The organism is Sphaerospermopsis kisseleviana CS-549 (assembly GCF_028329225.1).
In the GTDB taxonomy this organism is placed as follows: Bacteria; Cyanobacteriota; Cyanobacteriia; order Cyanobacteriales; family Nostocaceae; genus Sphaerospermopsis; species Sphaerospermopsis kisseleviana.
Genome location: NZ_JAQMTI010000278.1, coordinates 53,097 through 76,974, shown reverse-complemented (window position 1 = coordinate 76,974; position 23,878 = coordinate 53,097). Strand labels below are relative to the sequence as shown.

24 protein-coding genes are annotated in these 23,878 nt (G+C 37.6%); 19 read left to right on the top strand and 5 right to left on the bottom strand.

The features are described 5' to 3' along the window. Window positions 1-13 precede the first annotated feature (13 nt). The 6 genes from PN497_RS22130 to PN497_RS22105 all read left to right on the top strand — a co-directional run bounded on the left by PN497_RS22130 (window position 14) and on the right by PN497_RS22105 (window position 4,285). Entirely contained in the window at window positions 14-526 is a 513-nt protein-coding gene (locus PN497_RS22130; protein WP_096572793.1) for a hypothetical protein, read from the top strand. Window positions 527-562: 36 nt separating this feature from the next. Further along, a complete protein-coding gene (locus PN497_RS22125) occupies window positions 563-778 on the top strand; it encodes a type II toxin-antitoxin system HicB family antitoxin (RefSeq protein ID WP_096571023.1) in 216 nt (71 codons plus the stop codon). Further along, entirely contained in the window at window positions 775-999 is a 225-nt protein-coding gene (locus tag PN497_RS22120; RefSeq protein WP_096571021.1) for a type II toxin-antitoxin system HicA family toxin, read from the top strand. The genes PN497_RS22125 and PN497_RS22120 overlap by 4 nt, the downstream gene beginning before the upstream one ends. Window positions 1,000-1,083: 84 nt before the next feature. Then, window positions 1,084-3,696 carry a DNA mismatch repair protein MutS gene (gene mutS / locus PN497_RS22115; protein WP_096571019.1) on the top strand — a complete coding sequence of 871 codons (2,613 nt, stop codon included), beginning with the start codon at window positions 1,084-1,086 and terminating at the stop codon, window positions 3,694-3,696. A gap of 45 nt (window positions 3,697-3,741) precedes the next feature. Next, complete coding sequence (locus PN497_RS22110) at window positions 3,742-4,068, top strand: DUF4258 domain-containing protein (RefSeq protein ID WP_096571017.1); 327 nt, start codon at window positions 3,742-3,744, stop codon at window positions 4,066-4,068. After that, window positions 4,058-4,285 carry a hypothetical protein gene (locus PN497_RS22105; RefSeq protein ID WP_096571015.1) on the top strand — a complete coding sequence of 76 codons (228 nt, stop codon included), beginning with the start codon at window positions 4,058-4,060 and terminating at the stop codon, window positions 4,283-4,285. Before PN497_RS22110 ends, PN497_RS22105 begins: the two co-directional genes overlap by 11 nt. A 252-nt stretch (window positions 4,286-4,537) precedes the next feature. On the opposite strand, the gene PN497_RS22100 is transcribed toward PN497_RS22105, so the two are convergent. From PN497_RS22100 to PN497_RS22085, 4 genes are all read right to left on the bottom strand, one after another. Then, a complete protein-coding gene (locus PN497_RS22100) occupies window positions 4,538-5,005 on the bottom strand; it encodes a DUF29 domain-containing protein (protein ID WP_096571013.1) in 468 nt (155 codons plus the stop codon). A 376-nt stretch (window positions 5,006-5,381) separates the two neighbouring features. Continuing rightward, entirely contained in the window at window positions 5,382-7,739 is a 2,358-nt protein-coding gene (locus tag PN497_RS22095; protein WP_096571011.1) for a putative PEP-binding protein, read from the bottom strand. A gap of 696 nt (window positions 7,740-8,435) precedes the next feature. Next, a complete protein-coding gene (gene recF, locus PN497_RS22090; protein WP_096571009.1) occupies window positions 8,436-9,569 on the bottom strand; it encodes a DNA replication/repair protein RecF in 1,134 nt (377 codons plus the stop codon). Window positions 9,570-9,898: 329 nt separating this feature from the next. Next, window positions 9,899-12,772, bottom strand: a complete 2,874-nt coding sequence (locus tag PN497_RS22085; protein ID WP_096571007.1) for a cation-translocating P-type ATPase — start codon at window positions 12,770-12,772, stop codon at window positions 9,899-9,901. A 276-nt stretch (window positions 12,773-13,048) separates the two neighbouring features. On the opposite strand from PN497_RS22085, the gene PN497_RS22080 reads away from it, so the two are divergent. Together PN497_RS22080 and PN497_RS22075 are read left to right on the top strand one after the other, a co-directional pair. Further along, window positions 13,049-14,734, top strand: coding sequence for a transglutaminase-like domain-containing protein (locus tag PN497_RS22080; RefSeq protein ID WP_199291021.1), 1,686 nt, complete (start codon window positions 13,049-13,051; stop codon window positions 14,732-14,734). A gap of 260 nt (window positions 14,735-14,994) precedes the next feature. Next, entirely contained in the window at window positions 14,995-15,612 is a 618-nt protein-coding gene (locus tag PN497_RS22075; RefSeq protein ID WP_334310686.1) for a hypothetical protein, read from the top strand. A gap of 60 nt (window positions 15,613-15,672) precedes the next feature. Here the strand turns inward: PN497_RS22075 and PN497_RS22070 are convergent, their stop codons facing one another. Next, complete coding sequence (locus tag PN497_RS22070) at window positions 15,673-16,524, bottom strand: PD-(D/E)XK nuclease family protein (RefSeq protein ID WP_096571005.1); 852 nt, start codon at window positions 16,522-16,524, stop codon at window positions 15,673-15,675. Between the two features lie 116 nt (window positions 16,525-16,640). On the opposite strand from PN497_RS22070, the gene PN497_RS22065 reads away from it, so the two are divergent. From PN497_RS22065 to PN497_RS22015, 11 genes are all read left to right on the top strand, one after another. Next, window positions 16,641-18,068 carry a phosphoglucomutase/phosphomannomutase family protein gene (locus PN497_RS22065; RefSeq protein ID WP_096571003.1) on the top strand — a complete coding sequence of 476 codons (1,428 nt, stop codon included), beginning with the start codon at window positions 16,641-16,643 and terminating at the stop codon, window positions 18,066-18,068. A 149-nt stretch (window positions 18,069-18,217) separates the two neighbouring features. Then, entirely contained in the window at window positions 18,218-18,487 is a 270-nt protein-coding gene (locus PN497_RS22060; protein WP_096571001.1) for a DUF1049 domain-containing protein, read from the top strand. A 74-nt stretch (window positions 18,488-18,561) separates the two neighbouring features. Next, window positions 18,562-18,849, top strand: coding sequence for a BrnT family toxin (locus tag PN497_RS22055; RefSeq protein ID WP_096570999.1), 288 nt, complete (start codon window positions 18,562-18,564; stop codon window positions 18,847-18,849). Continuing rightward, entirely contained in the window at window positions 18,818-19,090 is a 273-nt protein-coding gene (locus tag PN497_RS22050; RefSeq protein WP_199291020.1) for a BrnA antitoxin family protein, read from the top strand. The genes PN497_RS22055 and PN497_RS22050 overlap by 32 nt, the downstream gene beginning before the upstream one ends. A gap of 219 nt (window positions 19,091-19,309) precedes the next feature. Continuing rightward, window positions 19,310-19,987 (top strand): Uma2 family endonuclease, encoded by a 678-nt coding sequence (locus tag PN497_RS22045; protein ID WP_096570995.1) that lies wholly within the window; start codon window positions 19,310-19,312, stop codon window positions 19,985-19,987. Between the two features lie 168 nt (window positions 19,988-20,155). After that, on the top strand, window positions 20,156-22,132 hold the full coding sequence (locus PN497_RS22040; protein WP_096570993.1) for a DUF262 domain-containing protein: 1,977 nt from the start codon (window positions 20,156-20,158) through the stop codon (window positions 22,130-22,132). Between the two features lie 164 nt (window positions 22,133-22,296). Further along, the gene (locus PN497_RS22035; RefSeq protein ID WP_096570991.1) at window positions 22,297-22,515 is read left to right on the top strand and encodes a hypothetical protein; all 219 of its coding nucleotides are present in this window, start codon (window positions 22,297-22,299) and stop codon (window positions 22,513-22,515) included. Further along, window positions 22,512-22,715, top strand: a complete 204-nt coding sequence (locus tag PN497_RS22030) for a ParE family toxin-like protein (protein WP_272110864.1) — start codon at window positions 22,512-22,514, stop codon at window positions 22,713-22,715. Before PN497_RS22035 ends, PN497_RS22030 begins: the two co-directional genes overlap by 4 nt. A gap of 181 nt (window positions 22,716-22,896) precedes the next feature. Next, the gene (locus PN497_RS22025) at window positions 22,897-23,121 is read left to right on the top strand and encodes a DUF433 domain-containing protein (protein WP_096570989.1); all 225 of its coding nucleotides are present in this window, start codon (window positions 22,897-22,899) and stop codon (window positions 23,119-23,121) included. After that, window positions 23,118-23,450 carry a DUF5615 family PIN-like protein gene (locus PN497_RS22020; RefSeq protein ID WP_096570987.1) on the top strand — a complete coding sequence of 111 codons (333 nt, stop codon included), beginning with the start codon at window positions 23,118-23,120 and terminating at the stop codon, window positions 23,448-23,450. The genes PN497_RS22025 and PN497_RS22020 overlap by 4 nt, the downstream gene beginning before the upstream one ends. A gap of 142 nt (window positions 23,451-23,592) precedes the next feature. After that, entirely contained in the window at window positions 23,593-23,847 is a 255-nt protein-coding gene (locus PN497_RS22015; RefSeq protein ID WP_096570985.1) for a BrnA antitoxin family protein, read from the top strand. Window positions 23,848-23,878 lie beyond the last annotated feature (31 nt).

Here is a 23,878-nt window from a genome sequence, read left to right as displayed (position 1 = left end):
TAATTTAAAAAAAATGAGAAAAGTTTTATTAATAGATACATCTTTATTATGTGTTTGGTTAAAAGTTCCAGGTAAAGAAACTGCGGGTAATAATAAATGGGATTTTGAACTTGTAAATGAGAAAATTCACACAGAAATTAAAAAAGGAACAACTTTGATACTTCCCTTAGCTACAGTTATTGAAACCGGAAATCACATTGCACAAGCGAAAACCGGCGATAAATGGACATCGGCGGAAAAATTTGCAGAAATTATGATTTTTGCTGCTGATGAAACAAGTCCTTGGGCTGCTTTTCGTGAACAAATTGTATTATGGGAAACAGAAGGATTGAAAAAGTTAGCTGCTACATTTCCCAACCAAGCTGTACAAAACACCTCTATGGGTGATGCCAGTATTGTCGTCTTAGGTTGGTATTATTATAGTGAAAAAGGGTTTCATGTAGAATTTCTCACTGATGATGAAAAATTGAAATCTCAAGAACCACCACCACCAACCACACCCACCCGTCGCAGTAGTCGAAAATAATCTACAATTAAAACATATAATCTCACATAACATTCTATGAAAACTTTCACCGCAATTATTGAAAGAGATCCACAAACAAAACTTTATGTTGGTTATGTTCCAGGTTTTCCAGGAGCACATTCTCAAGGAGAAACATTAGACGAATTACAGCAAAATTTACGTGAAGTAATTGAAATGCTGCTGGAAGACAAAGAACCAGAATTTGAGACGGAATTTATTGGTATACAACAAATTACACTTCAGTCAGCATGAGCAATATTCCTGTTCTTAAACCTCAAGAAGTAGTGCGTATTTTAGAAAATCTTGGATTTGTAGAAGTGCGTCAAACTGGTTCTCACAAACAGTTTCGTCATGCAGATGGTAGAGGAACAACCGTTCCCTTTCACAAAGGACGTGATATTGCACCGACTTTATTACGTAAAATTGCCAGTGATATCAATTTAACAGTTGAGGAATTTTTGGAAGCTCGCTAAAAATAAATAAACTTTAAGTGATCGCACCCATTCCCCCACATCACGCTATCATCAAGAATAGTGCCAAAAATCGCAGCATCTACCATGACCACACCAGAACCCCAATCACAAAACACACCTCTCAGCGATACAAAACTGGTAGAAGACCGCAGCAAGCTGAGTAAAATGTATCAGCACTACGTAGAAATGAAAGATAAATACCCCCATGCGTTGCTGCTGTATCGTGTTGGTGACTTCTTTGAAACCTTCTTTCAAGACGCTGTAACCGTTTCCAGAGAATTAGAATTAGTCCTCACCAGTAAACACGGGGGTGATGTGGGTCGGGTAGCTATGACTGGTGTACCTCATCACGCATGGGAACGATATACAACCATGTTAGTAGAAAAAGGTTACGCTGTAGTAATTTGTGACCAAGTAGAAGACGCATCAGAAGCAGTAGGTTTAGTGAAACGGGAAGTTACCCGCATCCTCACACCGGGAACTTTGCTAGAAGAAGGAATGCTCAAAGCCAGTCGCAATAATTACTTAGCGGCTGTGGTAATTGCGGTGAATCATTGGGGTTTAGGTTATGCTGATATCTCAACTGGGGAATTTCTCACCACTCAAGGCAGTGATTTAGAACACCTCACTCAAGAATTAATGAGGTTACAACCTTCTGAAGTGCTTTTCCCCACCAATGCACCGAATTTAGGTACTTTACTACGTCCGGGGGAAACTTCCCCTTCCCTTCCTCAGTGTTTACCACCCACATTTTGTTATAGTTTGCGATCGCAACTTCCCTTTTCTCAAGCCGAAGCTAGAAGTAAAATATTGCAGAAATTCAAATTGCGATCGCTCGAAGGTATCGGTTGTGAACATCTCCCCCTTGCAGTCCGCGCTGCTGGTGGACTGTTGGAATATCTGGAAGATACCCAAAAACAAAACCCCGTATCTCTGCAATTATTACGCACCTATACCTTAACCGATTACCTCATCGTAGATCATCAAACCCGTCGCAACCTAGAAATTACCCAAACTGTCCGCGATGGCACATTTCACGGTTCTTTATTATGGGCTTTAAACCGAACCAGCACCGCTATGGGTAGTCGGGCGTTAAGAAGATGGTTGTTACAACCGCTACTTGATATCAAAGGTATTAAAGCTAGACAAGATAGTATTCAGGAGTTAGTTGAGAATACACCTTTACGACAAGATTTACGAACATTATTAAGGAAAATATACGATTTAGAAAGGTTAGCAGGTCGCGCAGGTTCAGGAAGGGCAAATGCACGGGATTTAGTCGCGTTAGCTGATTCTATCTCTCTTTTACCTGAATTAGCTAACATAGCAGCAGAAGGGCGATCGCCTTTTTTGAAAGCTTTGCAAAAAGTCCCTCCCGTACTGGAAGAATTAGCAAAAAAAATACAACTGCACATAGTAGAATCACCACCTAATCATTTAAAGGAAGGCGGTTTAATTCGTCCTGGTATAAATCCCCTATTGGATGAAAGAAAAGCAACAGTAGAAGCAGATCAACAATGGATCGCAACGTTAGAAGTTGATGAAAGAGCGAGAACGAGTATTCCTAATTTAAAGGTCGGGTTTAATAAGACTTTTGGGTATTATATTAGTATTTCACGCTCTAAATCAGATCAAGTTCCTGAGAATTACATCCGTAAGCAAACGTTGACGAATGAGGAACGTTACATTACTCCTGAGTTGAAAGAGCGAGAAGCGCGGATATTAACGGCGCGAGATGACTTAAATCAGCTAGAATATGAGATTTTTGCCGCTTTACGGGATGAAGTGGCTGAACACGCGGATACTATTCGCAATATTTCCCGTGCGGTGGCTGCTGCTGATGTATTATGTGGGTTGGCGGAGTTAGCGGTACATCAGGGTTATTGTCGGCCGGAAATGGTGGAGGGACGGGAGGTTGAGGTTATTGATGGTCGTCATCCGGTGGTTGAACAATCTTTACCTTCTGGGTTTTTTGTTCCTAATTCTACTTGGTTAGGTGGGAAGAATTACGGAGGAATGAACCACGAAGGAACGAAGGAAGCGAAGGAAGAAGAGAAAAGAAGAAAGAATGATACATTTTACCCTGATTTGGTTATTTTGACTGGTCCTAATGCTAGTGGTAAGAGTTGTTATTTACGGCAGGTGGGTTTAATTCAGTTAATGGCACAAATTGGAAGTTTTGTACCTGCTATGTCGGCACGCTTGGGAGTTTGCGATCGCATTTTTACCCGTGTGGGTGCGGTTGATGATCTGGCAACTGGTCAATCTACTTTTATGGTAGAAATGAATGAAACTGCTAATATTTTAAATCATGCAACTGCGAAATCTTTGGTTTTATTAGATGAAATTGGTCGGGGTACTGCAACTTTTGATGGTTTATCTATTGCTTGGGCTGTGGCAGAATATTTAGCAGTGGAGATTAAAGCTCGGACTATTTTCGCTACCCATTATCATGAGTTAAATGAGTTAGCGAGTATTATTGATAATGTGGCAAATTATCAAGTTACGGTGAAAGAATTGCCTGATCAAATTATCTTTTTACATCAAGTGCAACCCGGTGGTGCTGATAAATCTTATGGTATTGAAGCTGGGAGGTTAGCGGGTTTACCTGCGGTGGTTATTCAACGAGCAAAACAGGTAATGGGACAAATTGAAAAACACAGTAAAATTGCTATGGGTTTACAAAATTTACAATAGTCAAACCTCTGGGATTGTTAAGTTCTTGAGCAAAGAGATAAAATAATGTCAGTTTCTCTTGAAGAAATACAAACGAAATTTTCTCAGGATCAATTCGAGTTTTCTAAACATGGAGTTGATCAGTCTATACTCAGAGGTATTGGAGTCAAGGAAATTAAAAAGGCAATTCAAAACGGAAAAATAATTGAAGATTATCCAAATGATAAGTATGGAGCTAGTTGTCTAATTCATGGTTTTACCCAAAATGGTCGCCCTATTCATGTACAATGTAGTTATCCGTCACGTTCATTGATTAAAATTATTACAGTGTACGAGCCTGACTCTCATCGCTGGAGTGATGATTTTACTAGGAGGAAAAGTAATGCAGAATAACAATTTTAACGAAAACTTTGTAGAGCAAAGAGTTACTTACTCATTAGAAAAAGATGGTCAATTTTTTATAGTCGAAAATGTACCAGCTAGAGTCAACATAGAAACTGGTGAGCAATTCTTTTCTCCTGAAACTGTTGAACAGTTACAGCAAATTATTTTGCAGAAAACTCAACCAGTTCGGTTTATGCAAATTCCAGTTTATAAATTTGCGGCGTAAAGTGTGGACAGGAATGATAAATCACCCTTTCAAAGTTGCTTTTTTAGAGACAACCCATAAAAACTTATGTGGGGCTTGCTGAAAAAAGGGTGTGCCGTGATGAATAGCAGGGTCTATGCTGATGTATGGTGAAATTTCCATAAATACCTTCTTGGTGTTTGCTGTTTCTCTATTTTGCCTTGAGATTTTGCCAAGCGATCGCTTGATAAATTCTCTTAGTGATATAACTTATAACTGGAGCATCTTCAAAAATTATCCTTTCCAGTCCTGACTGGTATCACACAAAAAATCATCAGCAATAATATCATCAAATAAATAAGGACAATTTTCGGGAAAAGTTCTTAACGGTAAATTAGTTTCCCGTAAAGCTAAATCAACTCCTGCTTCAAAACCATCTAACATAGCTTCTTCCATACGAGATTTTAAACTAGGGTTTTGTCGCAGATGTCGGAGAATAGCGCGACGTTGTTCTCTAATTGTTAAAAACCAACTGCGAGAACGGTTTTCCGGTTGATATTCCCATTTTAAGAGATGACCTAATAATACACCCAAACGACTTGCTAATTCTCGATATTCCTGCCTTCCCAAAGATTGAATTTCCTCTTGTAAATGTTGCCAGTCTAATTCTAAAACTAGCCTTTCTTCTAAAGCTTTAGCTTGTTGTTGTGTCCAACAATAGAAATCTTGATGATACAAAGAAGAAGATTGAGATTGATCCATATTCAGATAATTTGATCTTCATCTGCAATGATATTTTAATTATATAACTTATATATAACTTATCCCAAAATTTATCATTTTCCCATACAATTTTTAACAATCTTATCCACCTGCTATGACAGCATATTTATCAATTGATAATTGACAATTGATAATTGATAATTGTTTCATTTAAGGTTTAAAACCTCCCCTTACCAGCGGAAAAAAGCCAAAAATTCCACTTTTCAATCCTTTGGCTTTAAGGGAGAGTTAATTGTCAATTGTTCATTGTTAATTGTCCATTATTGAAATTCCTGTCTTCCTTTGCGCCTTTGCGTGAGATAAAAAAACTTAGTCCCATCACCCAACAATTGCTGTAATTTTCAATTTTCAATTTTCAATTCCCCAAAAGTTTCCGCGCTGCTGCTAAAATCAAACGTTGTTCAGCACGAGCGATCGCTTGATAAGTCCTTTCCACCGCTTCCGGTTCTACAGAAATAGAACTAATACCCCATTCCACCAATTTATCAATAATTTCTGGATATAAAGCAGGTGCTTGACCACAAATAGAACAAGGAATACCCCCATCTTTAGCCATTTTAATTAATTGAAAAATCGCACCCATCACCGCAGGATGACGTTCATCAAATATACTTGCTAATTCTCCTTGTTCTCGATCCACACCTAAAATTAATTGTGTCAAGTCATTAGTACCAATAGAAATTCCCGCTACCCCAGCTTTAATATATTCAGGTAATAAAAATAATATACTCGGAACTTCTGCCATGATCCATAATTGAAAATGGGGATTTTCAGTTAAACCAGCTTCTTCAACTTGACGACGACAAAATACAAATTCTTCCACAGTCCGCACAAAAGGCAACATCAAATGAATATTACTATAACCATTTTTTTGTAACCTTGCTAAAGCCTGTAATTCTAATTCAAAAACCGCCGAATTTTTCACATAACTCCAAGTACCATGTTCACCTAAAATTGAACTTGATGCAGAGTTTACACCATAATTAAACGAAGGAAAATCCTGTGATCGCCAATCTAAAGAACGATATAAAATAGGTCGTGGTGCAAAACCAATGGCAAATTTTTTAATCTCCTCAGATAAACTTTCTAATAATTCTCTTTGTCTACCATTTGAAAGCCAAATATGAGGATTTTGTCCCTGCAAAATATTCAAAATCATCAATTCTGAACGTAACAAACCTACCCCATCCACAGGTAAACCCCGTACTGTTTCAATCAAATTTACTTGACTAAGATTAACTAATAATTGGGTAGCAATCATCGGTAATATTTTAGTATTACTCAACCCATAATGAGGTTGATTTGCATGATGATCAAATTGTTCTTTTTTATTCTCGGTTAATGAAATTTTTTCTCCATCTTTCAAGATATTACCCTCTTTTAGACCACGATAAACTTCTCCCCTATCACCATCAAGCAAGAGACTTTCACCAGTTTGAATTAAATTAGTCGCATTTTTAGCACTGACTATAGCAGGAATACCCAACTCCCTAGCTAAAATTGCCCCATGACTGGTTAATCCTCCTTTTTCCGTAATAATACCACCAATTTGATGTAGTAAAGGCAACCAATCAGGAGTAATAGCAGGAGCGATTAAAATTACTCCCTTGGGTATTTGTGAAGGTTTGGGTTGTGAACCAAGAATGACATACGCAGTAGCAGTTATCTGCCCCCTAGCCGCCCCTATTCCTTTGAGGAGCAAGTTAGGAATTAAAAACGGTGGAACATTAACTTGAGTAATGTAAAGTTTTGGGGTAGGAATATTAATTGTAATTGTCCATTTTATTGTTAATTTTGTCCCTATTTCACTAAATAATTGATTGCCTAAAATAATGATTTGTTGCAGAAATTCTTCTGGAAGTGCATACTTCTTTTGTTGTTCCTCACTGAGCAGATAGGAGAATAAACAATTATGATCTGTGATTAATCTAGATTGTAATTCTTCAGCAGTCACAGATATAGGATCATGTACAGAATAGGCGAGAATTTTATTTCCTAATTGTTGTTCTTGAATAACTTCGGTGTTTTCTTCAATGTAGTAAACATCTGGTAATATTTCACCCTTGTTAATAGCTATTCCTAATCCATAAGTTGCTTCTATTTCTGCTCCTGATGTATCAGCTTGGAATGAACCGGAGGCGATCGCATTTTCTACCGGTTGCACTAATACCGCAAAATTAATGTGTTGTAAATTAATGCCGACACTCTGCCAATATAGTAAACTTCTAGCACGAAACAACTGACTCCAAGTTTGTTTTAAACCTTCAACTATAGCTTCCTCATTACAAACACAAAACACCGACTCCAGCAACCCAGAAATATTTCCCATCACCTGATTACCAGATGATATACTCAAACTCGGACGCAAAATTAAACATTTCCCTTCCCAGGTTTTAGCAGCTTGGAAAATCTCACTTACCCAATAATGTGGTACACTACCAGCAATTATTTCCTGACGCAAACGGCCAGCCACCTGTTGCAGTTGTTGCCAATTACTTACATCTAAATGTAGAGAAGAATAGGGTAAGTCCGCAACTAATGACTCTGAACTATTGAGAGTTTCTAGAAATTCTCGCCACACATATGCGGAGACTACAAAACCAGGTACTACAGGATAGCCCCTTTGCATAATTTTACTCAAGTAAAACGCCTTATCCCCAACTTGGGCGCGGTCTTGTGGTTTAATGTTGTCTAAGCGGTAGAGTTTATCCACTCAAGTGTTAGGTGTCATTTGTGCAAGTTTTACGTATTATTTGTCAATTATCGACCTACTGTTTTTATGGTAAGATACAAACGCTACATTTTTGATTATTTCTTTAATACACTATTTCAAAGCAATAAATATAAATATCTTATATAAATAAATATTATTAAAAATTGAGTTTTTACAATTACATTACTAATTCAAGTAAGATATAATACAGTTTTTAGCTCAATAGGGGTTGCTGAATAAAACTAAAACCTTGATAAATCAAAGGTTTGAAGTAGTCAGTGAGGAACTCCTGGAACTTCTGACTCCTTGATTATTGTGTAGTTTTTCCGAAGGTCAGGTAAAATGGCTGAAATATTGATTTTTTCGTTGCGAACTTCGGTCGCTTACTGGGTAACGGTTTCAGGGATTTTTTACCGCTGTTGGTTAGCTGTTTCACCACTTTTTTTCCTGACCTTCGGAAACTGCCTCTGGACACTTTACTGGGTAAGGGTTTAAAATGGAGGGGTCCCCACTCGCTGGGGATATTAATTGAATGGAAACTAACATAGACACACTCAGACTCATCATAGTCGTAGTTTTCTAGTCCCCACTCGCTGGGGATATTAATTGAATGGAAACGTAAAGCTAAAAAAGCTTGCACCTTGTTGATATTTAGACAATTTCAAAATAAAAAAATTTCTGGAACTCCTAACTCCCTCACGAAAAGACTTTTTCAGGAAACTCTATTTCTCCTGATTTGACAAAGAGAACTTGTGAAGATTTTAACCATTGAGAATCAAAAGCACCCAAATGAGTAGTAGTAATTAAAGTCTGAAACCGATCTTGAATAGCATCAAGTAATTGATTTTGACGGGATAAATCTAATTCTGCTAAAACATCATCTAATAAAAGTAAAGGAGCTTCATTAACGACTTCTTCAATTAATTGTAATTCTGCTAATTTTAAAGCTAAAACTAAAGTACGTTGTTGACCTTGAGAACCATATTGACGAGCAGGAGTTTGATTAATAATTAATTCTAACTCATCCCTGTGGGGTCCAACAAGGGTAGTACCTCGGTGTAATTCAATAACAGAACGTTGTTGAATTTTGCCGAAAAAAGATTGTGTAATATCTTCATTATCATCTTTTCCTATTGGCACATTAGGAGAATAATTAATTTCCAGAATTTCTGTACTGCCACTAATACTAGCGTGCCATTTGGCAGCAATAGGTGTTAATCTTTGAATAGCTCTGTTGCGTCTTCTAATTACCTTTGTGCCGGCGTTAACTAACTGTGCATCCCAGATAGCTAATTCTTTCTCCTGACTCCTGAATCCTGACTCCTGACTTCTTTTTAAGAAAGCATTGCGCTGTCGTAATACTTGGTTATATTGATGTAAAATGTGAGCATAAACTGGTTCGAGTTGCATTAAAAGAGTATCTAACCAATTACGACGAACTTCAGGACTACCCCGCACTAATTCTAAATCTAAACTAGAAAATTCTACAGCATTTAAAACACCAAGAAAATCCATTTGTCTGCGGACTATTTCACTATTTATAGCTACACTACGGCGGCCATTTCGGCGTAAAGTTAAAGTTAAATCACTTATTCCTGAGCTTCTTTCTAGGGTAGCATTAATTTGAGCGATATCTTCACCATCTTTAATTAAATCACGATCTTTTGCCATACGGTGCGATCGCAATGTAGCTAACAACTCTACCGCCTCCAATAAATTAGATTTTCCCTGAGCATTGTTACCGACTAAAATTGTTTTAGGGGCAGTAAAATCTATTTTTTGCTCTTGGTAATTCCGATAATTTCTTAGGTGTATATTTTTAAGGTACATATTTAAGCATTAAGGAGTCAGGAGTTAGTAGGGGCAAACCCCCTGTGGTTGCCCTCAAGAGTCAGGAGTTAGTAGGGGCAAACCCCCTGTGGTTGCCCTCAAGAGTCAGGAGTCAGTAGGGGCAAACCCCCTGTGGTTGCCCTCAAGAGTCAGGAGTCAGGAGAAAAATAATCAAATTTTGACTATTTACTATATTCTCTTATTTAGGAATTAGTAAAAAATTTGTTCAGCAAACCATTTTAGTCATTTAAACATAGTAATAGGTAATATTGATTGATTATTACCTATTACCAATTACCAATTACCAATTACCAATTACCAATTACCAATCAAACATTCTTCTTGCCCATAACTCGGAAGAAAATCTTTTCTCCTTCAATCCAAACAAACATCAAGGCACTGAAACCAATACAAATTAGTAACTCATTAAAAGGCAGATAATGAGTACCAAAAAAGGCTCGCAGTGGTGGAACATAAACCAGCATTAACTGTAAAATCGTAGTGGCAAGAACAGCCCCCAATACGAATTTATTAGAAAGAGGATTCATCTCTATTGTTAGCTGATTGTTAGAACGAATAGCGATCGCATGACCCATTTGGGCGAGACATAAAGTAGTAAAGACCATTGTCTTCCAGCGTTCGGGATTTAGACCTTCTCCGGTAGCTATTTGGACGTGAGAATAAGCCCATTGCATGAGAATAATTGTAATAATCGCAAATACAATCCCAATCCGCACCATGTAAGCACCCAAACCCCTGGCAAAAATACTTTCACGGGGACTAAAAGGGGGACGTTGCATCACATCTGGTTCTGGAGGTTCGACCGCTAAAGCTAAAGCTGGTAAACCATCTGTCACCAAGTTCATCCAGAGAATTTGCAAAGGTGAGAGGGGAACACCACCCAAACCTAAAAGTGGCGCTGAAGCAATGGTGAGAACTTCACCGATATTACTGCCGAGAATGTATTTGATAAACCGCCGAATATTGGTATAAACAACTCTACCTTCTTTCGTAGCTGCGACAATGGTGGCAAAGTTATCATCTAATAGCACCATATCGCTGGCTTCTTTACTGACATCTGTACCGGTGATGCCCATAGCGATACCAATATCAGCTTGTTTGAGGGCGGGTGCATCGTTAACGCCGTCTCCAGTCATGGCCACAAATCTACCACGACGTTGTAAAGCTTGAACAATTCGCAGTTTGTGTTCTGGGGAGACTCTAGCATAAATACTGACTAAATCGACTTGTTGTTCTAGTTCAGTATCACTCATGCGCTGTAATTCTTGACCTGTGAGAACTCTAGCATCAGCATCAGCTATACCCAAGTCAAGAGCGATCGCCCTAGCTGTTAATTGATGATCACCAGTAATCATGATTGGACGAATACCAGCTTGACGACATTCTGCCACAGCAGCCCGTACTTCGGGGCGTGGAGCATCCAACATTCCCACCAAACCCAACCACACCAAATCATTTTCAGAAGTGTCTTCTGAAGCTTCGGGGGGTATTTCTGTTAAAGGTTTATAAGCAAAACCCAACACCCGCAAACCTTGAGAAGCCATTTGGTCATTAGCAGCCAGAATTTGGGCGTGTTGTTCTTCATCAATAGGAATAGAGCGATCGCCTAAATAAATGTGTGTGCAACGAGCTAAAGTTAATTCTGGTGAACCCTTAGTAAACATTAAATACTGTTTTGAGTCCACAAAACCAGCTATTACCGGATCAACCCCAGTCATCCCCGGATCACCTGTGGCCACTGCTTCCACTTGAGAAATAACACTCATGCGTTTTCTTTCAGAAGAAAAGGGAAACTCAGACACACGGGGTAACTTACTATTCCATTGATCCTTTTCAATACCAGCTTTACCCGCCAAAGTCATCAAAGCGCCTTCGGTGGGGTCGCCTAAAATTGCCCATTCTCCGGCTTCTTTTTGCAGTACCGAGTCATTACACACAGCACAAGCAACCAACAAAGCAGATATTTCTGGATGTTCTTCTAAATCGGCTTTTTGTCCATCTAACTGAAAATCACCAACAGGAGCATAACCTTCTCCTGTCACCCTAAAAGTTTTTTGATTGGTGTAGACTGACTGCACCACCATTTTATTTTGAGTTAAAGTCCCGGTTTTATCAGAACAGATGGTAGTTACAGAACCAAGAGTTTCTACGGCTGGAAGTTTACGAATTAAAGCATGATGGCGGACCATACGCTGAGTTCCCAAAGCCAGAGTTACAGTAATAACCGCAGGTAAACCTTCAGGAACTACCGCCACCGCCATACTCAGAGAAACTTCTACCAACTCTTGTAAATTTTTCCAGCCTATTCCCTTCACTAAATCATGGATCAGACCACCACCGACAACTAGAGCAACCAGCACCAAAGAACCAGATACCAACACATTACCCAGTTGAGTCATGCGTTGTTGTAGGGGAGTAGGTTCACTCTCCACCGACTGTAACATGGTGGCAATTTTGCCCAGTTCCGTTGTCATGCCGGTATTGGTAACAAGCACCTTAGCCCGGCCTTGAACAACTTCAGTACCTTGAAAAACCAAATTAATGCGATCGCCGAGTGACGTATCTTCTGGTAATGTAAGTATGGCTTGCTTATTGACAGCTTCAGCTTCACCAGTAAGTGCTGACTCTCGGACTTGCAAATTAGACTGTTCTATTAAGCGTCCATCAGCAGAAACCTGTACCCCCGCTTCCAGTAGCATCACATCCCCAGGTACAAGATCCTTCCCCGCTACATCCGTCAGTTTACCATTACGGATCACGCGCACTGAGGGCGAAGAGAGTTTTTTCAAGGCCGCCAGAGCTTTTTCTGCACGGCTTTCCTGGACATAACCGAGAATGCCATTGAGAATTACAATTGCCATAATCGCAATTGTATCTTTAAATGGAACTTCACCAGGTTTTAATGTACCTTGTTGCAACGCCAAAAAATCTAAGAAACCAGAAATAAAAGCCACACCAATCAGCATCAATAACATAATGTTAGTGAACTGATCTAGGAGAATTTCCCAAGGGCTACGGCCACCCTGTTCTTCTAGTTCGTTGGGACCGTATTTTTGCAAACGTTGTTCAACTTCTTGGGGTGTTAAGCCGCTGTCTGCATTGCTATCAAGCAGTTCTAAAGCTTTATCAACCTCCAAACCATGCCAAACTGCGGCACTTTCAGGTAAAGAATGAGCAGACATCGTGTAGGTTACAGGAAATGGTTACAAAATTCGATCATAATTTAGTGATGGCAGGATTTCCATCAATCATGTATTAGGGATCGGGGACTGGGGACTGGGGAAGAAAATTTTAGATTTTAGATTTTAGATTTTAGATTTTAGATTGGAGTTAACCAAAATAATCCAAAATCCAAAATCCAAAATAAATAACTCCTGACTCCTGACTCCTGACTCCTGACTCCTGACTCCTGACTCCTGACTCCTGACTCCTGACTAATAACTAATGACTAATGACTAATGACTAATAATATAAGTTTGACACTCCCTAGTTTGAATGTTAGCCAGATGTTTGGGCAAAAAACTATTCGACCGTTTACTGCTGCTACCCTGTACGGTATTGCTTTCATTAAAGATAAACTCATTGCTATTGACTCTATCAAGGGACATCTACTAGAGATTGACCCCATCTCTGATAACAGTAAAATTCTTAATCCCCACCAAGTTAAGGAATTTACAGATGTTACTGGTTTAGCTGTGTGGGAAGATACGCTGTGGGTCAGCCGTGGTAATAGCGTTTATTTGTGTAAGTTGGGTTCTTGGGGTTTGGAGCATTTTGTTACTTTACCTTATGCGGCTGATGGTGTTGCGGTTTGGGAATCTACTGTCTATGTTAGCTGCCAAAGACTAGGTTATATTCTGATTTTTGACCAAGATACACGCAAAGAGATTACTAGATTTTATGCCCCAGGGGTGGGGAGAGAAAATTTGGCAGTCAGCGCAGAAACTCTCTGGGTTTGCGATCGCACTGAGCAAACAGTTTACTCTATGGATCGGGCAACTGGAGAAGTTCGTTTTAGTGTCCTGACTTCTTTTGCTTCTCCTACAGGTATTGCTATCCACAGTCAGGATCAAACAACAGGTAAGGATCTGCTCTACGTTGCTTACTCTACAGAAGAGCCTTATATTCGTGATAATCCCAATGCTGATCCCAATCATGAGCTAACTTATCGGGATATCACTTTTATTCATCCTCTCTACTATCACTACAACCCAGATAAACGCTACGCCTTATCTAATGGTTATTTAGTGGAAATGTCATACATAGAGGAAATTTCACCCTTAGAAGAAGTTTATTTACCCAATGTGGAATGGCGTATTGCTCTCCCCTCAGAAACAGAACGCCAAAAAGTGAAACAAGTTGAAGCTATTGGTTTACCCTTCACAGAAGAAATTATTGAAGGACAACGGGTAGCTGTATTTAACTTTGATACTCTCGTTCCCGGTGAACGTCATCTATTTGGCTGGAAGGCACTTTTAGAAGTTCGCGGTATTAAGTATCGCATTACACCCAAAGATGTAGAAGACCTCCCTGAACTAACACCAGAATTGCAAAGTCGCTATTTGGTGGATGATGATGATTTAGCAATGGATACAACGATTGTCCGCCGTGCTGCTCGTGATGCTGTTGGTTCGGAAACCAATATGTTACGAAAAATGTATAATATCCGCAACTATGTCTATGATGAGTTATCCTATGGTATTAAACCCCACATAGATACACCAGACATAGTTTTAGAACGAGGCGTTGGTTCTTGTGGGGAATATGTAGGCGTATTGCTGGCTTTGTGTCGTTTAAATGGTATTCCTTGTCGGACTGTCGGCAGGTATAAATGCCCTCCCTACGGTGAACAACAGGGAGTTCCCCTACAACCTGACTTTAATCATGTTTGGCTAGAGTTTTACATTCCTAATTTTGGTTGGCTACCAATGGAATCTAATCCCGATGATATAGGTGATTATGGTCCCTATCCTACACGCTTCTTTATGGGTTTATGCTGGTATCATATTGAAATTGGCAAAGGTGTTTCCTTTGAAACTCTTACCAGTAATGGTGAAAGGCTAACCAAAGAAGAAATATCCATTGGCAATTTGGCGATTAACCATATTCGGTTTACAATTCTTAAAGAATTACCACCTATTTAATTTGGGACTTCAAAATTGACAAATTGTATTTAGTAATGGGGTATCAGGTAGGAGCAGAATTAGCTCCTAACGCCCCTGGATAGGGCTGATCTGCCTAAGTTAATCAAAAGTTTAAGGTTATTGATCTTAGCGGAATCAGTAGAGGCTGTTTAAGTCAGCCTAAGAAAGTTCGTTTATGGACTCTTCAGAAATCTCCGCGTCTTTAGACCGGAGAAGCTTAAACGCACCTATTGAAGTATGAAAATAACGGATCAAGTAATTTGTCAACGGTAATAAAAGTTTCCCCAGTGGAAGCTAATAGGATATTACGCCCTGTTGATAATCCTACATTATTGAGTGATAGGGATCTCTACAGTACGGTAAAACAATTTATTGGTAAAACAGATAGTAACTATACTTATCAAGAGAGAGCGCAGCAGTTCTTACAATATATGAATCACAGGGGCAATAATTTCCATAATTTTAAGAAAGATTTACATGAGTATCTAATATCTTCCATTGATAGTAAATATGGTCAACGTCAATTTAATCAACGTTTGTCAAATCATTTACAAAATATATTACCGGATGCTGATGATCAAAAGATAAATGATTTTTTGGTTGTTAATAGCCAAGCATCACCACAACACGCAACTTTTTTAGATTTAATTAGTAATCAAGGTTCTCTAGAAACTATTGGGTTGTTGCTAAAAGTGGTGTTAATTTGCAGGAAAGTAAAACCCTATCTAGAGAAGAGATTTAGAATTTTATTTAATCATTATGAAAATGCAACTACAGATGCTATTGATTGGTTAGTAGCAACTTTAGAACAATTAAATATTGCTATGAGTATTCACTTTGGTAATATTGATTTATCGTTTTTTAAGAGATTTTGTTAGAGGGTGCCAGGTGCTACGCCACGGTGACAGTAAAAAGGCAGGATGTTTTAAATTACAAAATTACGAATTACGAATTATTGGCGTTGAATGTGATTTTTCCGGGTTAAATTGAGAAAATTCACAGATTGAATTAAACGGACAAAAACGACAGTGATAACCGGGGTTAGGTGGAAAGATTTTACTAAAGTTATTGCTTGTAGCTGCATAGTTTTGTAAATCAAATTGGTGTTTATTTGCTACATTAGCCAACTCAAATTCCAAAGATGCTAACTCATGATTATTAATAGTAATTAAATCAGATTTTTTACCAATTTCCAAATTATAAAATGATGCTACGGCAGTTTTCCCAGGATAAAGATAACGTGCAGCTAATAAATAAACTAAAGCTTGTCTTTGATCAAAATCTGACTTACCAGTTTTAAAATCTAAAATATGCAAAGTGCTATCAGACTCAATAAAAACACAGTCCATAGCTGCGTATAACCGAAAACAATAATTAGCTTTTTCAATGAAAATTGGTTTAGGAAAACCTTCATCACCAGGAGTTAATTGCAGAATGCGTTTATTTAACAGCAAAGGCGATTTTTGATATTTTTGTAAAATGTGCAGTACCCGTTGCTTGACTTGAAAAGTAAAATTACTTAATTTTAACAACTGGGCTACTTTTTCCACACCATCCGATTGAGTTAACCAATGGAGATGATGATGAAATTCATAGATACCCTTTTGGGCAAGCATACCAATCCGCTGTGGTGGTGTAGCTTGGGATAATAAAGCTTTTACCTCTGGTTCATGTTGTCGTGCTTTAATGAATCCCCTTCTCATTTGACAATGCCAATGTTCTTGGCCTCTTTTGGGGGAAACTAGGGACCAAAGGTGGTAACTTACAAAGGGTCTAGCAGGGATTGACATTGCTCAGGTACAGTGAGAGAAATTACCTTGGGGATACTTGCAGGATGGTGGTTGTTCCACAAGCTTTGCGGGATGCTTCCTCATAGTAGTGATGATGCACGGGAGAGAGTAGCAAAATGAGTAACCCTAACAATTCTGGTAAAATAAAATTCGGTACTGATGGCTGGCGTGGCATTATTGCCGATGATTTTACGTTTCCTAATGTGCGGAAAGTAACTAGGGCGATCGCTAGTTATCTGGAAACTGCCTATAGTAAAGACAGACCAGTTTTAATTGCCTACGATACAAGATTTTTGGCTGATGAGTTTGCACGGACATCTGCTGCGGTTTTGGCAGATTTAGGGTGGAATGTGAAAATTACGGATCGGGATTGTCCGACTCCTGTGATTGCCTACAATGCGAAACACCTTAATTCCGCAGGGGCTTTGATGTTTACTGCTAGTCATAATCCTGCACCTTATTGTGGGATTAAATATATCCCAGACTATGCTGGTCCTGCCACTCCAGAAATTACTGATACTATTGTGGCCAATATAGAAACGGCATCGGATGAGTTACCAGGAAGTAACCCATCTGGTACGATTTCTACTTTTGATCCGAAGCCCGATTATTTGCATTTTATCTACACATTGCTGGATGTGGAAAAAATTAAGGGTGCAAATTTAAAAGTTAAGTACGATGCTCTCTATTCTACATCTCGTGGCTATTTAGATGAGGTGCTGCAACATTGCGGTACTCAGTTGGAAAGTTTCCACACTTGGAGAGATGTACTTTTTGGCGGTGGTATGCCAGAACCTAAGGGTGAACAGTTGGTGGAGTTGGTGGAAGCTGTAAAAGCTGATAAAGCTGACTTGGGTTTAGCAACGGATGGAGATAGCGATCGCTTTGGGATCGTTGATGAACTAGGAAATGTTCTCACTCCCAATACAGTGCTGTTGGTTTTAGCAAGACATTTAATCAAAAACAAAGGTAAGAGTGGTGCGATAGTGAGAACTGTGGCGACTACTCATTTGCTGGATAATTTTGCGGCTAAATATGGCTTGCAAATTTATGAAACTGCGGTAGGTTTTAAATACATTGGTGAGAAAATGCGGGAAACCACTGTTTTAATCGGTGGTGAAGAGTCCGGTGGTTTGAGTGTTATTGGTCATATTCCTGAGAAGGATGGGGTTTTGGCTGATATGCTGGTGGCTGAGGCGATCGCCTATGAAGGTAAACCTTTAAGTATGTTGGTTCAGGAAGCTATTGCTGAAGCTGATGGTCCTTTATATAACAACCGTTTGGATTTACACCTGACGGAAGCTCACAAAAACGCTGTGATTGATGCCTATATCAAAAATCCTCCTTCCGAAGTAGCAGGAATTAAAGTGAAGGAAGTGGGAAGAAAGGATGGGATTAAACTGTATTTAGAAGAAGGTAGTTGGGTGTTATTGCGTCCTTCTGGTACAGAACCTTTGGTGAGAGTGTACATGGAAACCAACTCACCGGATAAACTTAGTCAAATTGCAGCAACAATGGAAGCTGAAATTGCTAAGTTAGGATAGGTGACTGGGGACTGGGGACTGGGGACTGGGGAAGAAAATTTTAGATTTTAGATTTTAGATTTTAGATTGGATTTGACAAAAACAATCCAAAATCCAAAATCCAAAATCCAAAATTAATAACTCCTGACTCCTTTTTTATATATAAAATTATGAAAATGTTTGTGAATTTATTTATTTCTATAGTTATAGCTGGTTGGGTGTTGGCGATCGCACTAATTTCTGTGCAGAATGCCACACTTGTATCTTTAAAGTTTTTGGTTTTTCAATCAATACAAATTCCTTTTGGTTTGATGTTGGCTTTTTGGGTAGCGGTGGGTTTGGTTGGTGGGGTGGTTTTGCAGTCTCTTTGGGGTTTGGGTGAGTTGAAGTCTGGGGTTGATGAGGAGGCGGAATTTTTTATTGATGATGAGGATTTTTAGGGTTTTTCTCACGCAAAGACGCAAAGGCGCAAAGAGGAAGAGAGAGTTAGCAATTGGTGTGGTAGATTGAGTTTATGAAGTTTGAATGGGATGAGCGTAAAAACCAAAGTAATATCACAAAGCATGGTTTTGATTTTGCTGATGCTTACCGAATTTTTAATTTACCGATGCTTGTCTATATTGATGAACGACAAGATTATGGTGAAGAAAGATATATTGGTATTGGACTACTTGATGGTAGGGTTATAGTTGTTGTCTACACTGAACCTGATGTGAATATAGTTAGGATTATTTCATTAAGAAAGGCAATTTCTCATGAACGAAAACGCTATGAACAATACATCAAAAACAGATTGGGCTAGAATTGATGCGATGAGTGATGAGGAAATTGATACTTCTGATATTCCTCCTTTGTCGGATGAGTTTTTTGAGAAAGCACAGTTGCGAATGCCTCAATCACCTGTAAAAATTATGATTGAAGTTGATCCTGAAACTTTGGCTTGGTTTCAAGCACAGGGAGATAATGCTAAACAACAAATGGCGGTTGCTTTAAAGATTTATGCTGAAGCAAATAAGGCTTTTTCTGTGTCTGAGGTTAAGTAAGTTTGATGGATTTTTTTATTGATGATGAGAATTTTTAGTAGTTTTCTCACGCAAAGACGCAAAGACGCAAAGAGGAAGAACAAAGTTTTTTATGAGTCGGTTTTAACCGACTTTTGCTTTTAGACAGGGAATTTATTCCCTGGCTCTTATTAAAAATTACGGTATCTATTATTTAGTGCTAAGATATTGGTAAAGTAAACAACTAACTAATTTAAAGTTATGGTTACTCAACCTCTACCCTTAAATACATCAGAGGTAATCTACCCAGACAGTGATGGACAACCAATGGCTAATAATACAGAACAGTTTCGTTGGATATTAGTTATTCAACAAAATTTAGACTGGTTATTTGCAGATAACCCTGATGTTTTTGTGGCTGGTGATTTATTTTGGTATCCCATTGAAGGGAAAAATTATATAGTCAATGCACCTGATGTTATGGTTGTATTTGGACGACCAAAAGGTAAACGCGGTTCTTATTTACAATGGCAAGAAAATAATATTGCGCCCCAGGTAGTTTTTGAAATTCTTTCTCCTAGCAATTCTCAAACCGAAATGGAGAGGAAATTGATATTTTATGAAAGATATGGAGTAGAAGAATATTATATTTATAATCCTCAAAATAATCAGTTGAGAGGATGGTTAAGAACGGAAGATGGTTTAGATGTCATTTCAGAAATGGAAAATTGGGTTAGTCCCAAGTTAGGAATTAAGTTTGATTTATCAGGGGAAGAATTACAAATTTATCGTCCCGATGGTAATAAGTTTTCTTCATATCTGGAAATTTCTCAACTTTTGGAACAAGCAGAAACAGCATTAGCCGCAGAAAGGAGAAAAACGCAACTTTTAGCTGAAAAGTTAAGGGCTTTAGGTGTGAATCCTGATGAAATAGAGTGATAATGAAAAACAAACATAGTCGGTTTTAACCGACTTTTGTTTTTAGACAGGGAATTTAATTTATTCCCTGGCAGAAATGTTTAATTTTGTTACGCTATCTTGTGCTATTTATAGAGGATTATTTTATACTAAGAGGATAAATGTTGAGTAAGTTAGGTTACATTAACCATGCAAGCATCAGAAACCAAGCTACAAGAGATCATTGAAGGTAATAAACAGTATGTTGTCCCGTTGTTTCAGAGAGCTTATAGCTGGAAAAAATTTCAGTGGGAAGCTTTATGGAATGATATTTTAGAACTATATCGTAGTGATAATCGTCGTCCTCATTTTATGGGTTCTATCGTCACTATGCCAACTTCTACTATACCTGAAGGCGTAAGTAAATATTCATTAATTGATGGACAACAACGTTTAACTACTATTTTTATCTTATTGTGTGCTTTGCGAGATAAAGCTAAAAATATTAATGATGAGTTATCCGCAGAAATTCATAATACTATTATTGTTAATCCATATAAAAAAGGCTTAGATTATTATAAACTTCAACCCACACAGGTAGATAGAAAATCTTTTCATAGTTTAATTAATGGACAAGATCATGTAAATCATTCTGGTATTACGGAATGTTATGTATTTTTTGATAAGAAGATTAGACAAAGTAATTTAGATTTTTCTGATCTCAAAAAAGTAATTTGTAGTTATTTATCTGTCGTTAGTGTTGTTTTAAGTACAGAAGATAATCCTTATTTAGTCTTTGAAAGTCTCAATGCCAAAGGTGAACCTTTAACACAAGCTGATTTAATTCGTAATTATTTCTTCTTGAGAATTAATACGGAAAATCAAGACAATGCCTATAATAAATATTGGCTACCAATGCAAGAAACTCTAAATGATAATTTAACAGAGTTTATCAGGCATTATTTAACAAAAGATGGTGTAGAAATTAAGAAAGATGAAGTTTATTTTGAGATTAAAGATAGAATGAGTACGAGTGATGCTCTGTCTTATTTAAAAAATTTATATAAATTTTCAGAATATTATGCAAAACTTTTAGATCCAGTCAAGGAAAATAATTTAAAAATTCGTCGGTTGCTAGAAAAAATAAACCGTTTAGAAGTAGCTACTGTTTATCCTTTTTTACTTAATTGTTATCATGATTATGATGAAAATAAACTTTCAGAATTAGAATTTATTGATGTTTTGCAGATTTTAGAAAATTTCATTATTCGCCGATTTGTTTGTAATGTGCAAACAAGGGGATTAAATAGAATCTTTTCCGTGCTATATTCTCAAGTGAGCAAAGAAAGTAATTTAGCTCATGCTAATTTTGTGGAAAGATTAAAACTAGATTTACAAAATCGTGATTATCCCAAAGATACAGAATTTCAGAAAAGTTTATTGGATGTTAAATTATACGGTGCTGGGCGCTCTAAAAAAGGTAGATTAATTTTAGAATCTATTGAAGAATCTTTTAATCATAAAGAACAGGTCATTTTAGATGGTCTGGAGATTGAACATATTATGCCACAAACTATAAATAAATGGTGGCAAGAACATTTAGGAGAAGATTGGGGAATAACTCATGATTTACTACTTCATTCTTTGGGTAATCTAACTATTACCGCTTACAATGGTGAATTATATAATTTGGAATTTGCCGATAAAAAAGAAATATTGATTAATAGTCATTTAGAAATCAATAAATACTTTGAAAATAAAGAAAATTGGAAAAGAGAGGATATAGAAAAAAGAAGTTTAGATTTAGCTGAGATAGTTTTACAAATTTGGCCTTACTTTGGTAATGAAAATCTTATCATTCCATCCAAAAGTAAATTAACTGGCACAACTCCCAAACAACTAAAAATTTTTGGTAAAGAATATCCTGTTAAAAGTTGGCGTGATGTTTTAGAAACAACGTTAAATGTGATAGCTGATTTAGAAGCTGATAAATTTGAATATATTATTGAGCAATTTCCGCGTTTTATTAGTAAAGATGAAAAAGATTTTCGAGATACAAGAAAATTAGATAATGGGGTGTTTGTCAATGTGAACTTATCAGCTAGAGATATTAATACTTTTTGTATTAAAGCTATCGAAACGGCGGAAATTTCTACGGAAGAATGGCAAGTAGAAACTACTAATTAATTTATGTTATGTATCATTTTCGCCAACTCTTCCTTTCCTTCTTTACGTCTTTGCATGAGATAAAAAAAGAGCGATCTGCTTGCAGCAGCGCTTCGCTATCGCACCGACAACCTTTAACCAAGGTACAATAATTAACAACACTTATTGACACCAGCTTACTAGCTATGACTCAACTACTAGAAAAAGCCATTGCACAAATAAAACAACTTCCTGAAACCGAACAAGATAGAATTGCCTTACTCATCCTTGAAGAAATAGAAGACGAAAGCCGATGGGATCAAGCATTTGCAAAATCTCATGATGTACTTGCTCAACTTGCAGCAGTAGCATTAGCAGAAGATCAAGCAGGTAAAACTTTAGAATTAGATCCAGAAAACCTGTGAAGTCGAAAACAACAATTCAATTTCGTAACTTATACGCTGATCTTCCACCACAGGTTAGACAACCAGCACGTACAGCTTATAAACAATTTAGAGAAGATCCTTGGCATCCTAGCCTACGTTTCAAGTCAGTGCATCCCAACTTACCTATTTATTCTGCTCGTGTGAGTAAAAATTATCGTGCTGTAGGTGTACGAAACTAAAGCGGTATCATCTGGTTTTGGATTGGTACTCATGCAGATTATGACAAGCTATTATCTCAGTTATAATTCCCGTAAAAACCCTTATTTTCCTTCTTTGCGCCTTTGCGTCTTTGCGTGAGATAAAAAAGAGCGATCGCCTCTAACGCTAAAATAGAAAACAAAACCTACCCCTTTAAACAATATGCAGTATCAAAATATAATTACCATTGAACCAGGAAAACGAGGAGGTAAACCTTGTATTCGGGGGATGAGAATTACAGTATATGACGTTCTATCATACCTTGCATCTGGCATGACTTATGAGGAAATACTGCATGATTTTCCTTATTTAACACAAGAAGATATTTTAGCTTGTCTTAGCTATGCAGCAGATAGAGAAAGACAAATGTTGATGGTGCAAGCATGAAGTTATTATTTGATCATAATCTATCACCCCGGTTAGTAGATAAACTCGCTGCTATTTACCCCAACTCTCAGCACGTTTTTCTCTTAGGTTTAGATCAAGCGGATGATAGAATTCTGTGGGAATTTGCAAAACAAAATAAATTTATAATTGTTACCAGAGATGCAGATTTTAATGAATTAAGTATACTGCGTGGATATCCACCTAAAGTAATTTGGGTGAGACGTGGTAATTGTTCAACAAATCAAATAGAGGAAATTTTGCAATTACATTTAGAGGATATCCAAGCCTTTGCAGAAAATTCAGATTTAGGAGTTTTGACACTTTATTAAATTAAGTTAATATGATTTTGCGTGAAACAAAAAAAGAGCGAATCGCTAAAATTTTTCCATAACTTAAAATATCTCTCTTCTGACAATATGTAATAATGTGCATACAATAGAATTAGATAGCATAGCAGCGTAAAGATAAATTATGGAATCAGAATATGATTTTAGCCAAGGAAAAAGGGGAGCAATAGAACCAACAGCACCCGGAAAAACCAGAATTACTATTCGTTTAGATGATGAAATACTCGCATGGTTTCGAGATCAAGTTCATCAAGCAGGTGGTGGCAACTACCAAACATTAATTAACGATGCTTTAAAAGAATATATCCAACAGCGTCGTGAACCTTTAGAAGATACATTAAGGCGAGTATTACGAGAAGAATTAAAACGGATAGGCTAATGATTTCACAGCAATAAATTAATTACTTAAA

Excerpts from the sequence above, each read along its gene's own strand:
- PN497_RS22130 (WP_096572793.1), top strand. The coding sequence starts at position 14 with ATGAGAAAAGTTTTATTAATAGATACATCTTTATTATGTGTTTGGTTA.
- PN497_RS22125 (WP_096571023.1), top strand. The coding sequence starts at position 563 with ATGAAAACTTTCACCGCAATTATTGAAAGAGATCCACAAACAAAACTT.
- PN497_RS22120 (WP_096571021.1), top strand. The coding sequence starts at position 775 with ATGAGCAATATTCCTGTTCTTAAACCTCAAGAAGTAGTGCGTATTTTA.
- mutS (WP_096571019.1), top strand. The coding sequence starts at position 1,084 with ATGACCACACCAGAACCCCAATCACAAAACACACCTCTCAGCGATACA.
- PN497_RS22110 (WP_096571017.1), top strand. The coding sequence starts at position 3,742 with ATGTCAGTTTCTCTTGAAGAAATACAAACGAAATTTTCTCAGGATCAA.
- PN497_RS22105 (WP_096571015.1), top strand. The coding sequence starts at position 4,058 with ATGCAGAATAACAATTTTAACGAAAACTTTGTAGAGCAAAGAGTTACT.
- PN497_RS22100 (WP_096571013.1), bottom strand. The coding sequence starts at position 5,005 with ATGGATCAATCTCAATCTTCTTCTTTGTATCATCAAGATTTCTATTGT.
- recF (WP_096571009.1), bottom strand. The coding sequence starts at position 9,569 with ATGTACCTTAAAAATATACACCTAAGAAATTATCGGAATTACCAAGAG.
- PN497_RS22085 (WP_096571007.1), bottom strand. The coding sequence starts at position 12,772 with ATGTCTGCTCATTCTTTACCTGAAAGTGCCGCAGTTTGGCATGGTTTG.
- PN497_RS22080 (WP_199291021.1), top strand. The coding sequence starts at position 13,049 with ATGACTAATAATATAAGTTTGACACTCCCTAGTTTGAATGTTAGCCAG.
- PN497_RS22070 (WP_096571005.1), bottom strand. The coding sequence starts at position 16,524 with ATGTCAATCCCTGCTAGACCCTTTGTAAGTTACCACCTTTGGTCCCTA.
- PN497_RS22065 (WP_096571003.1), top strand. The coding sequence starts at position 16,641 with ATGAGTAACCCTAACAATTCTGGTAAAATAAAATTCGGTACTGATGGC.
- PN497_RS22060 (WP_096571001.1), top strand. The coding sequence starts at position 18,218 with ATGAAAATGTTTGTGAATTTATTTATTTCTATAGTTATAGCTGGTTGG.
- PN497_RS22055 (WP_096570999.1), top strand. The coding sequence starts at position 18,562 with ATGAAGTTTGAATGGGATGAGCGTAAAAACCAAAGTAATATCACAAAG.
- PN497_RS22050 (WP_199291020.1), top strand. The coding sequence starts at position 18,818 with ATGAACAATACATCAAAAACAGATTGGGCTAGAATTGATGCGATGAGT.
- PN497_RS22045 (WP_096570995.1), top strand. The coding sequence starts at position 19,310 with ATGGTTACTCAACCTCTACCCTTAAATACATCAGAGGTAATCTACCCA.
- PN497_RS22040 (WP_096570993.1), top strand. The coding sequence starts at position 20,156 with ATGCAAGCATCAGAAACCAAGCTACAAGAGATCATTGAAGGTAATAAA.
- PN497_RS22035 (WP_096570991.1), top strand. The coding sequence starts at position 22,297 with ATGACTCAACTACTAGAAAAAGCCATTGCACAAATAAAACAACTTCCT.
- PN497_RS22025 (WP_096570989.1), top strand. The coding sequence starts at position 22,897 with ATGCAGTATCAAAATATAATTACCATTGAACCAGGAAAACGAGGAGGT.
- PN497_RS22020 (WP_096570987.1), top strand. The coding sequence starts at position 23,118 with ATGAAGTTATTATTTGATCATAATCTATCACCCCGGTTAGTAGATAAA.
- PN497_RS22015 (WP_096570985.1), top strand. The coding sequence starts at position 23,593 with ATGGAATCAGAATATGATTTTAGCCAAGGAAAAAGGGGAGCAATAGAA.